The sequence below is a fragment of the Marininema halotolerans genome (genome assembly GCF_900116235.1).
Taxonomy (GTDB): domain Bacteria; phylum Bacillota; class Bacilli; order Thermoactinomycetales; family DSM-45169; genus Marininema; species Marininema halotolerans.
This window is the reverse complement of sequence record NZ_FPAA01000001.1, coordinates 276,476-290,654: the sequence shown is the minus strand read 5'-3', so window position 1 is coordinate 290,654 and position 14,179 is coordinate 276,476. Positions and strand designations below refer to the sequence as shown.

Genomic DNA, 14,179 nt, shown 5'->3' with positions numbered 1-14,179 from the left:
TATGCTTTCGAAGATTAAACAGCTGTTCTCGGACTCAGCAGCTTTTGCAATGGCGCTGATGGGGAACAAAATTGTGGCTTTCTTATTGGTTCCGGTTTATACCCGTTACCTGATGCCCTCACGCTTTGGGGATTGGGATATGACCAATACGATTGCGATGGTAATCACGTACTTTTGTATCTTGGGGACGGATACGGCCTTTGCTTTTTATTTCTTTGAAGCGAAAGATGAAGAAGATCGCAAGGGGTATTTTACCGCCGCCGTCTTTTTCCCATTTGTGATCAGCCTATTCTTCTTAGTGCTTTCATTCTTTCTCAGTGAACCATCAGCACCATTCATTTATGATTATCCTCAAGGGTATTCCCATCTCATAACATTAGCCATCCTAACCATTGTGGCGAATGTCATTATTCAGCAAACCTTGGCTTACGCACGTTTTGCTCGCCAGGTAAAAACCTTCATCATTGGAACCATGACCTTCGTTATTGGCTCCAGTTTAGCGAGTGTGTGGTTTTTGGTTGAAGGGAAGATGGGTGTCCTCGGTATTTTCTACGGTCAAATCGTGGTGCAATCGGTGGTTGCCGTGGCACTTCTCTGGCATTATCGTCATCAATTTACTCGTCACGTAAAGAAAAAGCATGTGATGGACTTGGTGAACTATGGTTTTCCGCTTCTTCCTACTCTCCTCGCTTTTTGGGTGATGAATGCGGTGAGTCGCCCGATCATATACCATTTGGTGTCTGCAGAGGCAGCGGGGGTATTTGGATTAGCGGTTCGTTTTGCTAGTATTATTGCTTTAATAACATCGGCATTTCAGCTTGCTTGGCGTCCGTTCTCTGTCTCAATCAAAGATCGTGATGATGCACAGCGGATCTATAGTTTGCTTGCGCGTGGATTTCTCGTGCTTGGTACGTTCTTTATTATGGGTCTTACTTTTTCGATTCAACCGGTTATCAAATGGATTGCAGGGAAACCTGAATACTATGATGCATATCCCTATGTTTGGATGCTTGCCCTGGGTATTCTTCTCAATACCATGCATTTACTCGTGGGTGTTGGATTATTGATTAATAAACTGACCAAAACGATATCAAAGACCTTTATGGTTGCTGCAGCCATCTATCTGGTCGGTAACCTTGCTCTGGTACCTATTATTGGTGCTTGGGGAACCGGTGCGATGACCGTTCTTACGTATTTGTACATCTTTCTATCGATCTATCGGAAAGGTCAGGCGGCTTATCCCGTTGATTTCCGTATGCGATCCATGATGACGTATCTTACGCTATTTATTGGTGTGATGATTGGTATCACTTGGATGCAAGTGCATCATTGGGCGGGTTTGTGGCTTTGGTATCTGGCAGCAATCGCACTGATGTCAGCTGCAATTGTTGTAACCGGTGTGTTTAATAAAGACGCTGTAAAAATGATTAAAGGTTTGCCTTCTAAACTCATGAGTAAAAGGTGAGTGTTGATGACTTCCTTACGCCTCCCCCGACAGCAACGTCTTCACCAACTTTTTCACTTGATGATTGTGTTTGCCGTATTGGGTCCGACATTCGGAGTCCCAATGGGTAATTTCAAGATGACCTTTTTTCGCATGATCTTTCTGTTGCTGATGGCTGGCGTACTGATTCGCTGGACAACACAACGGCATATGGAATCTTCCCATATGGGAGCAGTCCGTTGGCATGTCGCATTCTTCGCTTTTTGGATTATCTATGCCCTCGCCTCTGTTGGTTGGGCGGGACACCTTCAATATGGCTTAAAGTACAGCGTTTTTCTCGTGATGATGATCGTACTTTGTCTCTTATTCCCTTTCTTTTTGCAGGATGTCCGTTCATTAGCGCAAACATCGCGTGTATTATTTGGCGCGTTCTTTATCATCGTCACCTTTGGGCTTGTCGAATCATTAACTTTTTGGCACTTGCCCGCATCCCGTTATTGGCAACGGGATGCTCCTAACCCCACTTCCTTTTTTACCAATCAAAATGATTTTGCTACGGTACTCACTCTCGGATTGCCTTTTTTAATCACAGCCCTTTATATGCTCCCCATTTCACGGAGGGCACAGGGCTGGATTTATGCAACAGGGATTGTTACATTGTGTGATCTCTTTATTACAGGTTCACGAAGCAATAGTGGTTTTGCTCTGCCGTTGTTGTTAGTGACTTGGCTTATCCTCATACCCTTTACGGTTGCAAAAGAAGATCGCAACCGTAAAAATTTGGCGAAGGGGTTTGGGCTCGTCGTATTAGCTGTACTAATTACGACGTTGCTCCTCTCTTCTGTTCTCTCTCAGCAGACGCGGGATAAACTGGGGAGTACATTGGGAATCTTTCAGCATCTACAGTCCTGGAGTTTACCTCAGGACGATGAAGTGCTGGATGGAGACGAGGAGCAGAGTCGGGATCAAAGTGTTTCCATCCGTAAAAACTTAATTTTACACGGCCTTCACTTCCTAAAAGATAGTCACTATATGGGAGTGGGTGCAGGCAATATTGAGTTTTACATGAAGGATGCTTCTGGAGTGGGTACAAAGGTAAACATGCATAATTGGTGGGTAGAAATTCTAGTTAATTTTGGTGTCCCGATCTTCCTTCTATACATGGGCTTGTATGGGTGGCTTTTATGGAGGCTACTGCGATTGGCTCGAATCAAAGGAAATGCCCAACTCCCTTTGATTATTCGCTGGGGAGCGACTGCTAGCTTCATCGCTCTGATCGGATACTTTTTTGGTGGCATGTCCCCGAGTACAGCCATTCATTTTACACCCATGTGGATCGTATACGGTTTCGCGCTGGCTGTCGTGGCGATTGGAGAGCGTAAACGATGGGCTGATGAGGGAGGAGGTGCTTTATGGGCGGAGAAAAAGTCATGGTCATGAGCTCAGTTCATGGATATAACGACTCTCGGATTTTTCATAAGCAAGCTTGTTCATTGCACCGGGCGGGTTATCAAGTGGAGTTGCATGCTCTGGCCGATTTTCGTGAAAAAGAGTTGCAGGGGATTCGCATTGTCGGCCTTCCTATTCCTAAAAACAAATGGGTGCGTTTATGGGGAGGTTGGCGTCTTTTTCAACGGGCAATAAAAAGTAAGGCAGCTCGCTTTCACTTCCATGATCCAGAGCTATTACCATGGGGCGTACTCCTTCATTGGATCACGCGACGCCCTGTCATTTACGATGCCCATGAAGATCTCCCTAAGCAGATTAGCACCAAACCCTGGATTCCAAAAGGGTGGCGTAGACCACTTGCACGGGTGGCCGATTGGGTGGAGAAGGGGTTGGCGAGTCGACTTTCTGCAGTCATCACAGCCACGGACCCGATCGCTTCCCATTTTACTTGGAACCGTCACGTCGTCACAGTGAAAAACTACCCCGTCCCATTTGAAGAGAGTACCCTTGCTAAGAAGGTTAGTGAACGCGAAAATCAAATTGTTTATGTGGGTGGAGTTTCTTATTTACGGGGGTATAAGGAGATGATTGCGGCCATGGATCATCTTTCTCCTGACTTAAACGCAGAGCTTCATCTGATCGGACCCTTGCAACACATCGATCCATCGGATCGGGTAGAAGAAGAATTGCGTAGCAAAAACGTAACGTTACATGGACGAATTGCCTTTGAAGAAGTGGGGACATGGTTGACAAAAAGTAAGGTAGGGCTTGTTTGTCTTCATCCGATTGAAAATTATCGGGAATCCCTACCGATCAAACTTTTTGAATACATGGCAGCAGGCCTTCCTGTTGTGGCAACGGATTTTCCCCTATGGCGACAGATCCTTGAATCCAGCGGGGCTGGATGTACAGTCAACCCCTTGAATCCAAGGGAAATTGCGATCAAGATTGAAGAAATCCTAAGGGACTCCTCATTACAGGATCAATTATCTAAAAATGGACAAGAAGCCCATCGGCGTGTTTATAATTGGCAGGTAGAGGAGAAGAAGTTATTGGCGTTATATCGTGACATGACACCGCTTGCAGGACACAAAGGGGGAGCCGTGAGTCGGGCTTAAGTTTATAGGGCCCGCTACTTTGTCTGAACAAGGATGTGAAACCGTTGCGTATCTGGATAGCTAACCATTATGCGGTACCGCCTCGGCTTGGAGGAATTACCCGTCATTATGAATTAGCAAAGGAATGGGTTGAAGAAGAAGGGGCTGAAGTTACCCTTTGGCTTTCTTCCTTCAACCATTCACGGAGGCAATTCGTTGACGAAGCGTTCAGGAAAGAGAAGGAACCTATAAAAGGCCTTCGCATGAAATGGCTATGGTCGTTTCCTCATCGTCAAAACGATCTGCGTAGAATGGTGAACATGGTTAGTTTTGCAGGACTCTTTTTCATTGCTGGCTTGTTTCGGACAGGGCCTGATGTCATGGTCGCCTCCTCTCCTCATTTATTAACGCCATTTGCTGGATGGTGGTTGTCTCGTATAAAAGGATGCCCCTTTGTCTTAGAAGTGAGAGATTTGTGGCCGGATACCTTGATTAAAATGGGTGGGCTAAAGAAACCATGGATGGTGAAAGCGCTCACGTGGATGGAAGGCTTTCTTTATCGAAAAGCGGATAAAATTGTGGTGCTGACAGAGCATCAACGTCGTTTTATTATCGATAAGGGCATCCCAGAAGATAAAGTGACCTTAATTCCAAACGGAATTCTTCGCAGTGCTTGGAAGCCTTCAGAGGAGCGGCGTCTTCATGCACGTCAACAGATGGGTGTGAAGCCACATCAATTTGTTGCCCTTTACGCAGGGGCGCACGGACCTGCCAATGCTCTGGAATTCGTACTGCGTGCCGGAAAAGAACTCCCTCCTGATTGTGCCATTGTATTGATTGGAGATGGTCCAGAGAAGAAGAAGTTATTGCATATCCGGGAACAAGAGCAGATCAGTAATGTTTTCTTTCTTGATCCTGTCACAAAGGATGAGATTTATGATTACATGGATGCGGCAGACTGTGGAATCATTTCCCTCGCCAATAATGAAATCTTCCGTGGGGCACGCCCTAACAAATTGTTTGATTACTTATACACTGGGAAACCCATATTGACGACAGTGGATGGGGAAGTGCGGGAGATTCTGGAGGAGAGTGGAACCGGAATCTTTAGTGGAGCAGAGGATTCCCAAGGAATTGCCAAGGGAATATCGCGTCTTCGCGAGTTATCGTCCACTGAAAGAAAAGAGATAGAAGAGCGGGGGCTTCAGTATATCGACCAATATGGTGACCGGGAGAAATTAGCCCAACAATTTTACGAAAATCTTCGCTTCTTTATGCGTACGCAAGACATCGAGTCGATGGAGGAAATAAAAGCGAAGCATTGATGTATTCATGTCAAAATGTTAATTGGGAACCCCTTGGTGAATGCGCCTAGGGGTTTTGATTTTTGCCCAAGGCAGGGTTTGTTAAATGAGTCGAAGGGAACAACAGTCATAGAGCAGTTGTTTGTTGGACATACACGGTAATTCGATGGAATAAGGACGGTGAATCCTTTGAAACGATATGGCTTATTTATTAATGGCAAATGGATTGAAGCGACAACGGATGAACGTTTTGAGGTGACAAATCCAGCCACTGGCGAGATCGTAGGCAATTGTGCAGACGGAGGCGAAGCAGACGTTGAGCGGGCGATCACAGCGGCGCATGAAGCTTTTCCCGCATGGTCTAATCAGACAGCAAAGGAGCGGGCAGAAATCTTGCGCCGTGCCTATGAGTTGATGATTGCACACAAAGATGAGTTGGGAGAAATTATGACCTTGGAGCAAGGAAAACCCATCCTGGAAGCGAAGGGGGAAATACAATATGCTGCTGACTTTGTAGAGTGGAGTGGAGAGGAGGCAAAGCGAATCTATGGTGAGACGATCCCTGCTTCCGCAACAGATAAGCGAATTTGGGTACATAAACAACCGGTGGGTGTTGCAGCCGCAATAACCCCTTGGAATTTCCCAGCGTCGATGATTACGCGTAAAATCGCACCTGCCCTTGCGGCGGGATGCACCGTGGTAATTAAACCTGCCCAACAGACTCCTTTAACCGCCTGTCGTATTGTGGAATTGTTTCATGAAGCGGGGGTACCAAAGGGTGTCATTAACTTAATCACGAGCACGCATGCCTCGACGGTAGGCGAAGCATTGCTTAAGGATGAGCGTGTACGTAAGGTTGGTTTTACGGGTTCGACAGCGATAGGAAAGGTTCTCATGAAGCAAGCAGCGGATACGATGAAAAAGATTAGCCTTGAGCTAGGGGGTCATGCACCGTTTATTGTATTTGCTGATGCGGATCTGGACCGAGCTGTGGATGAAGTGCTTTCAAGTAAGTTTCGAAATGCAGGACAAACCTGCGTCTGCGCCAATCGTATTTATGTTGAACAAAGTATTGGTCAAGCCTTCGCTGAGCGACTTGCGCAAAAAACGAAGGAATTAAAGGTCGGAAATGGTATGGAGGAAGGGGTAGCGATTGGCCCATTAATTGATAGTGCTGCTGCTGATAAGGTGGAAGGACAAGTGAAGGATGCCGTTAATAAAGGGGCAAAAGTGATGACAGGGGGTCATCGCCATACCAAAGTCGGAAAGCACCCTGGTCAGAAGGCTCATTTCTTCGAACCGACGGTCTTGCTTGACGTAACCGATGAAATGGAAGTGATGCGAGAGGAAACCTTTGGGCCAGTGGCTCCCATTCAATATTTTTCATCCGAAGAAGAGGCCATAGCAAAGGCCAACCATAGTCGCTATGGGCTAGCTGCTTACTTTTACACGGAAAACCTTGCTCGGGCGATTCGTGTATCCGAGAAACTAGAATTTGGCATTGTTGGAGTGAATGATGGCACCCCTTCAACGGCACAAGCTCCCTTTGGTGGATTCAAAGAGAGTGGGCTTGGACGCGAAGGGGGAAAATATGGCGTGGAAGAATATTTGGAGACTAAATATATCTCCGTGCGTATCCAATAAAATAAGGAATTGCTTCATGCCATTGAGTTTAAAAGAAAGCCAGGGTGAATGAAATGCTCTGGTTTTTTTGTGCCGATAACAAAGGGGACGGGTGTCCCATTCATCAAATTGTCAAATTGTAATCCAACCTTTGAATCGAAATATTGTACGGTGGAGGGGATATCAACCGAAAGTTCTAGTTGGTTAATCATCGCGCATAAGTTCAATCGAGGAGTATGGACAGCCTGATCTGATGTATACGAAGGGTATTTAGGAATTTTTAGGGGAACTTTTTTACAGGATAACCGTTTAGCTATACAGAAGCCTATGTAAGGAGAGTGGACTTCCTTCAGGTCCGTCACCGATAACCGCTCACATCGTTGGGCGAAAGGGAGTGTTTGTAACAATGAAAGTGCTGGTTACTGGAGGAGCTGGCTTTATCGGTTCCCATACCGTTGAATTATTATTAAAAAAAGGATTCCAGCCGGTGGTTGTGGATAACCTCAGTACAGGACAAGAGGACTATCTTTATGGCGAGGTTCCCTTTTACCGGCTTCCTATACAGGATGAAGGTTTAATGGAAGTATTCGAGAGAGAACGCCCTCATGCAGTGATTCACCTTGCGGCCAATGCGAAAGTTACCACGTCTGTCAAGGATCCACAAGCCGACGCAGCGACGAATATCATGGGAACCCTAAGGGTGTTAGAAGGGTGTCGTCAATATGGGGCGAAAAAAATCGTTTATGCGTCCTCTGCCGCGGTGTATGGGAATCCTCAGTACCTTCCCATCGATGAAAATCACCCTGTAAATCCCCTATCGCCTTATGGTATTTCTAAATATACACCGGAATCCTACTTACAGGTATATAGTCAGCTATATGGACTTCGTTATACAGCCTTTCGTTACGCTAATGTCTACGGTGTTCGCCAGCTACTGGGTGGGGAAGCCGGTGTCATTCCGATCTTAATGAACCAATTGATCGCAGGGGAGACCTTTACGATTGATGGAGATGGTGATCAATCGCGAGACTACATCAATGTGGAAGATGTGGCGGGTGCGAATGTCCTTGCTCTCGATAAGGGTGATAATGAAATCTTTAATCTAGGAACGGGTCAACGAACGACCTTAAATGAACTGATTGCTTTAATGGAATCGGTTTTAGGAAAAAAAATAGATACGGTGCATGGACCTGATCGACCAGGGGATATTAAGGATAGTTATTTTGACATTCAACGGGTGACGGATACCTTAGGTTGGTCTCCTCACGTCCATTTATCGGATGGCCTCACACAGACCTATGATTATTATCAAGAATTAGCCCTGGGATAATTGAATGACAGTGCTAAGGTTCTGTAGGGTTGTTGTTAAATCGTTGTAAAATCGCCATGGTGACATATTGTAAAAGAGAAGAGACTCAAGTATACTGAGTAGCAGTTGAAACATAGAAAAGTTTGGTTGGAGTTCCCTTTTGGGGAGAGCCTACTATTTATTTACGGCAGGAGTGGTTTGCGGATGCGATCAAAAGCAACGGCTTACGAAAGCGATTCGCAAGCGCGACCGGAACCGATGCAGAACGGAAAATCAGGCTGGTATCCCCTTGTGAAGCGGGGGTTAGAGATTGCTTTTTCGATCGGACTATTACTCTTTACTCTGCCTGCGTTGGTTCTGACGGCTATTGCGATTAAAATCGAATCCAAGGGCCCGATCTTCTATAAACAGGAACGGGTGGGACTGAACGGACGTCGGTTTCATATTGTAAAGCTCCGCTCAATGCGGACGGATGCGGAAAAGAATGGACCTCAGTGGGCGGCAAAAGATGACCCACGAGTTACTCGTGTAGGGCGCTTTATACGTAAAACGCGTATTGATGAAGTCCCACAGATAATCAACGTGCTACAAGGGGACATGAGTTTAATTGGTCCCCGACCGGAGCGGCATGTATTTACGGAAAAGTTTTCTGAGGAAATTCCTGGATTCAAACAACGGCTTTTGGTGAAGCCAGGATTGACAGGATGGGCCCAAGTCAACGGGGGCTATGATGCAACCCCGGAGGAAAAATTTTCGCTTGATATGTTTTATATCCAGCGTCAATCCTTAGCCCTTGATTTAAAAATTCTTTATCGAACGGTTTGGGTCGTGTTAACCGGAAGCGGAGCTCGATAAAATATAGGGTGTAAAAAGAGGGTTGCCATGGATTGGCGACCCTCTTTGCGAATCATTATTTATGAAGGATAGAACATCCCTATATTAATCATCCATTATATTTTGGTATCCCCAAATTCTCCCCATGGTCCTTGATTAAGAAATCAGCCAACGTAGGGATAGGTAGAAGAGCAACCAAAGGGGAACGCTCATAAAAGCTGCGTTGAAAATGCCCAACCAAAAGGTTTTGCCGACTACCATGTAGTTCATCAGGGGCACCTCCGATACCTCTTAATGACTATATTATACGGCAAAGTCCGTTGAAATAGTGAGCATTCGGGGAAATGTAAAGGAAATGTAATCTCCTGGAGATCTTAATTTCATGGAGTGTAAAGCGCGAAGCTCATTGTAATAAATAATGAGTGTATAAGGTGTTTATTAACATACAAGTATGTGTCATTTAATGAATTTAGTGATGATTAAAATAAATAATAAGTGTTTATCGATTGATTATATAATTGAAAACGTTGCGGGATCTGTTAAAAGGATAGGGGTTTGTCATCGATGCTTTGGGTACTTGGAATTAAAGAGGTACACGATGGTTTCTTAGCATGACGAGAAGAAGTCGAATTCAAAATAAAAAGAAAATCCTTCGCATAAAGGGAAGTGCAGAATGGGTGAAGGGGATAAGGAGTAGAGAATGTACGCAAAGATGAAACAACTATTTTCAGATTCAGCGGCGATTGGCATGGCACTGATGGGAAATAAAATTGTGGCGATGTTGTTATTTCTCGTTTTTGCTCATTATCTCAAAGATCCTCAATATGCAGATTGGGATATGACGAACACGGTTGCGATGATTGTTACTTATCTTTGCGTGATGGGTACGGACTCGGCATTTGCTTATTATTTCTATGAGGCTAAGGATGAGCAGGATCGGAGGGGGTACTTTACTGCTGCGGTGTTTATGCCTTTCTTCATCAGTCTGCTTTTCCTAGGGGTAACGTGGATGATCGGATCACCCGCTGCGACATTACTGTATAAGAACGCAGATGGTTACCAACATCTCCTGCTGCTAGCGATGCTGACGGTAGTCGCCAATGTGGTGATTCAGCAAATCCTCGCCTATGCAAGGTTTGCGCGTCAGATGAAAATCTTTATGGTGGGTACGATGGCCTTTGTGATCGGATCAAACCTGATCAGTGTCGGCTTTGTTCTGCAAGGAAAGGGCGTTGTCGGAATTTTTTATGGGCAAGCAATCGCGCAAACGATTGTGGCACTGCTGCTACTGGGATATTTCCGTAAGCATTTGACGCGTCATGTTACCCGAACCCATGTGATGAACTTAATACGATATGGCTTACCGCTTTTGCCAACGTTACTCACCTTTTGGGTGATGAATGGGGTGAGCCGTCCCATGATTTATCACCTTTATTCGCCTGAGGAAGCGAGTATATATGGAGTTGCCGCCCGGTTTGCCAGTATGATCGCATTACTTACTGCATCCTTTCAATTGGCTTGGCGCCCCTTTGCGCTGTCCATCAAGGAGCGAGGGGATGCGGCTCGGATATATAGTGTAATTGCGCGTGGATTTCTTGTTGTCGGTACATTGTTGATTTTATTGCTCACATTTATCATTCATCCGCTCATCCTTATCGTTAAAGAAGATTATGGTCCGGGTGCTTACCTGGTGTGGATGATCGCCTTTGGTGTGATCATGAACACGATGCACTTAATCGTGGGTGTGGGTTTGCTCATTGATAAGCAGACCAAGGCGATTTCAAAAACCTTTCTCATGGCAGCCGTCCTCTTTTTCATCGGGAATGTGGTTCTTGTCCCTTGGTGGGGCGCTTGGGGAACGGGAGTGATGACGGTAGCGTCGTATCTCTATGTGTTTTTCGCGATTTATCGCAAAGGGCAACGTGCATACCCTGTAAATTTCCGCTTCCGTTCGATGGGGATCTACCTTATTATCTATCTCACGGTGATGAGTGTGATTTCGTGGAGCCAAGTAAATCACCTACCGGGATTATGGATGGAGTATCTTGTCGCAACGTTCTTATTGATTGCTTCTGTATTTGCGTCCGGGTTGTTTCATATGGACTCCATTCGCTTCATCCGTCAGCGACTTCCTCGATTGGTCTTCCCCCGGTAGGGGATTGTATTGATCTTCCATAAGATAGGAATGATCAAGGGTGTCGATTAACCTAATAATAGAAGTGGTTAGGAGGCGTGTGAGGGCAAAAAGAGCTTTGCCATTGACCTAGCGGAGGATTAGACGATGGCGAGCGTTTTGGGCATGAAAAGGATGATTTACTTCAACTGGATAATGGGATATTTATCCGTTGACAACGATAAACGTGGTGATATAGGATGAGTTCATTACATTTTCATAGTGCGCGACATGCTTTTTAGCGTGTTCTCTTATCAAGAGAGGTGGAGGGACTGGCCCGATGAAGCCCGGCAACCAATCGTTATGAAAATAACGATAAAGGTGCCAATTCCTGCAGAACAGTTATGTTCTGGGAGATGAGGGAGGAGAAATCAACTTGACGAATCCTTTCTGCATCTTGCGGAAAGGATTTTTATTATACAGGCGGTGAATTCATGATTCAGTTGAAAGAGATTGAAAAAATCTATCCCTCACGTAAGGGAACTACATCCGTGAGTGCCTTAACAGGGGTGGATCTGGATATTAAAGCGGGTGAGATTTTTGGTATCATCGGCCGAAGTGGGGCAGGGAAAAGTACATTGCTTCGACTGATTAATGGATTGGAAACTCCGACTTCTGGTGAAGTCTGGGTGGATGGAAAAGAAATGTCCCTGTTGAGTGAGAAGGAATTGCGACATGCGCGTACAAAGATCGGAATCATATTTCAGCATTTTAATTTACTATGGTCGCGCACGGTATGGGAAAATGTCGCTTTTTCCCTCGAAGTGGCAGGGAAATCGAAGGCGGAGATTCAAGGGAAAGTGAATGAATTGCTGGAACGAGTGGGTTTGTCGGATCGTGCTCATGCCTATCCTTCTCAACTTTCTGGGGGGCAAAAGCAACGCGTTGGCATTGCACGTGCCTTAGCAAATAACCCGACGGTTTTATTATGTGATGAGGCGACATCCGCATTGGACCCCGAAACCACGGCATCCATCTTACAACTCTTACGGGATATTCATCGCGATATGGGGATCACTATGGTATTAATTACGCATGAAATGAGTGTGGTACGTTCCATTTGTCAGCGCGTAGCCGTGATGGATGATGGTTACATCATTGAAGAAGGGAAGGTATCGGATGTGTTCAATCATCCGACTCATCCCGCGACCCGACAATTTGTGCGTCAAACAGAGATGGAAGAAGATGTCCAAGGGGTTGGCAAAGCGATCACCAACAAGGCATTGGGCACGGTTGTACGCGTTTGGTTCCGTGATCTTCCTTCTACGTGGAAGCAGCTTGGGGAGGAATCCGAGGCGAAAGGGGTTCATGTTCATGTTCTTGCCGGGAGTACGAAACCCTCGGAGGCCTGGACCTTTGATCTGGAGGGAAGTGGCGAAGGAGTAGCAGGTGTACTCGATCTTCTCAGGGAGACCGCTGTGAAGACGGAGGTGGTTACGGTTGTTTAATGAAGTCGATTGGAATTTAGTTTGGCAGTCGCTAGGGGAAACCGTTTATATGGTAGGAATCTCCTCGGTTTTCACAGCCCTCTTCGGTATTCCTCTAGGAATCCTGTTGGTAATTACAGATAAAGGGCACATCTGGCAACAGACTGGGTTGCAAAAGGCAGTGGGTGCGGTGGTTAATTTTTTCCGCGCGGTTCCCTTTATTGTGTTGGTACTGTTTTTGTTTCCGGTGGCAAAGTTCTTGATAGGAACCAGTTTAGGGCCCACAGCGGCCACGATCCCGTTAATTGCAGGAGCCGCCCCCTTTTATGCGCGGATTGTAGAGACTGCATTACGAGAGATTCCATGGGGAGTGGTAGAGGCCGCTCGCGCGATGGGGACTTCACGTTTGGATGTGGTTCGCAAAGTGCTGCTACCAGAGGCAACCCCTGCATTGGTTTCGGGGTTAACAGTAACCTGTGTCACCCTGATTAGCTTTTCTGCCATGGCGGGAGTTGTTGGAGGAGGGGGACTTGGTGATGCGGCCTTTCGCTATGGTTTCCAATCCTTTAATGATGGAATGTTGTATATGTGTGGGATTTTACTCGTCGCCCTGGTTTTTCTTGTGCAATGGATAGGGGATGCAATTACGCGTCGATTAGATAAGCGGTAATCCTTATGTAGGTAGAACGATGCAGTTTAAAAATTTGATGGTTGGAGGAAATGATTGATGAAAAAGAAACTTGGACTGATTGCCTTAGGTATTGCTTTGGTCGCCTCTTTGAGTGCTTGTGGGGGAGGCAATGAAAAAACGTTAAAAGTAGGAGCATCCCAGGTTCCCCATGCTGAAATTCTTAATCATGTGAAACCCCAATTGAAAAAAGAGGGTGTAAATCTTGAGGTCAAGGTCTTTCAAGATTATGTGTTGCCTAATAAGGCAGTAGAAGAAGGTGAATTGGATGCGAACTTTTTCCAGCATGTTCCCTGGATGAAGGCGACCAATAAAGAACGCGGATGGCACATTACCGATGTGACACCGGTTCACATCGAACCCCTTGGTGCCTATTCGGATAAGATCAAAAACAAATCGGAATTAAAAACCGGGGCTACCGTCGCATTTACCAACGCGACGAGTGAACAAACACGAGTTCTCTTGCTTTTGGATAAAGAAGGCTTGATCAAACTGGATAATCGCAAAGGCGATAAGACGTTGAAAAATATTGTTTCCAACCCTAAGAAGCTGAAATTTAAGCTGATGGAGGCGGCTACTTTACCACGGGTATTGGATCAGGTCGATCTTGCAGTAATTAACACAAACTATGCCCTGCAAGCGAAAATGGACCCGAAAAAGGATGCGATTTTCCGGGAAGGACCGGATTCCCCCTATGTGAATGTTCTGGCAGTAAAAGAGGGCAATGAAAATAAAGCAGCAATCAAGAAATTAGCTAAGGCTTTGCATTCCAAAGAGACAAGGAAGTTTATCGAAAAGAAATACAAAGGGAACATTGTTCCAGCTAAATAA

The 14,179-nt window shown here is 45.7% G+C and carries 11 protein-coding genes and 1 riboswitch; all 11 genes read left to right on the top strand.

Features of this window, described 5'->3' with window-relative positions; all coding sequences use genetic code 11:
• Position 1 precedes the first annotated feature (1 nt).
• The 11 genes from CHX35_RS01430 (at position 2) to CHX35_RS01380 (ending at position 14,179) form a co-directional block, all read left to right on the top strand.
• Positions 2 to 1,465: a lipopolysaccharide biosynthesis protein gene (locus tag CHX35_RS01430; protein WP_091832729.1), complete on the top strand. Its 1,464-nt coding sequence runs from the start codon at positions 2 to 4 to the stop codon at positions 1,463 to 1,465.
• Between the two features lie 6 nt (positions 1,466 to 1,471).
• Positions 1,472 to 2,884, top strand: a complete 1,413-nt coding sequence (locus CHX35_RS01425; protein ID WP_091832726.1) for an O-antigen ligase family protein — start codon at positions 1,472 to 1,474, stop codon at positions 2,882 to 2,884.
• Positions 2,857 to 4,011, top strand: coding sequence for a glycosyltransferase family 4 protein (locus CHX35_RS01420; RefSeq protein ID WP_091832723.1), 1,155 nt, complete (start codon positions 2,857 to 2,859; stop codon positions 4,009 to 4,011). Before CHX35_RS01425 ends, CHX35_RS01420 begins: the two co-directional genes overlap by 28 nt.
• Before the next feature lie 44 nt (positions 4,012 to 4,055).
• A complete protein-coding gene (locus CHX35_RS01415) occupies positions 4,056 to 5,315 on the top strand; it encodes a glycosyltransferase family 4 protein (RefSeq protein WP_140413517.1) in 1,260 nt (419 codons plus the stop codon).
• Between the two features lie 168 nt (positions 5,316 to 5,483).
• Positions 5,484 to 6,938 (top strand): NAD-dependent succinate-semialdehyde dehydrogenase, encoded by a 1,455-nt coding sequence (locus CHX35_RS01410; protein ID WP_091833431.1) that lies wholly within the window; start codon positions 5,484 to 5,486, stop codon positions 6,936 to 6,938.
• 385 nt (positions 6,939 to 7,323) lie between these two features.
• On the top strand, positions 7,324 to 8,247 hold the full coding sequence (locus CHX35_RS01405) for an NAD-dependent epimerase/dehydratase family protein (RefSeq protein WP_091832716.1): 924 nt from the start codon (positions 7,324 to 7,326) through the stop codon (positions 8,245 to 8,247).
• A 183-nt stretch (positions 8,248 to 8,430) separates the two neighbouring features.
• Positions 8,431 to 9,081 carry a sugar transferase gene (locus tag CHX35_RS01400; protein WP_091832713.1) on the top strand — a complete coding sequence of 217 codons (651 nt, stop codon included), beginning with the start codon at positions 8,431 to 8,433 and terminating at the stop codon, positions 9,079 to 9,081.
• Positions 9,082 to 9,760: 679 nt separating this feature from the next.
• Entirely contained in the window at positions 9,761 to 11,215 is a 1,455-nt protein-coding gene (locus CHX35_RS01395; protein WP_091832710.1) for a lipopolysaccharide biosynthesis protein, read from the top strand.
• 266 nt (positions 11,216 to 11,481) lie between these two features.
• Positions 11,482 to 11,596, top strand: a riboswitch (SAM riboswitch).
• A gap of 71 nt (positions 11,597 to 11,667) precedes the next feature.
• The gene (locus tag CHX35_RS01390; RefSeq protein WP_091832707.1) at positions 11,668 to 12,681 is read left to right on the top strand and encodes a methionine ABC transporter ATP-binding protein; all 1,014 of its coding nucleotides are present in this window, start codon (positions 11,668 to 11,670) and stop codon (positions 12,679 to 12,681) included.
• Complete coding sequence (locus tag CHX35_RS01385; RefSeq protein ID WP_091832703.1) at positions 12,674 to 13,330, top strand: methionine ABC transporter permease; 657 nt, start codon at positions 12,674 to 12,676, stop codon at positions 13,328 to 13,330. The genes CHX35_RS01390 and CHX35_RS01385 overlap by 8 nt, the downstream gene beginning before the upstream one ends.
• Positions 13,331 to 13,387: 57 nt before the next feature.
• Positions 13,388 to 14,179, top strand: coding sequence for a MetQ/NlpA family ABC transporter substrate-binding protein (locus tag CHX35_RS01380; protein ID WP_091832700.1), 792 nt, complete (start codon positions 13,388 to 13,390; stop codon positions 14,177 to 14,179).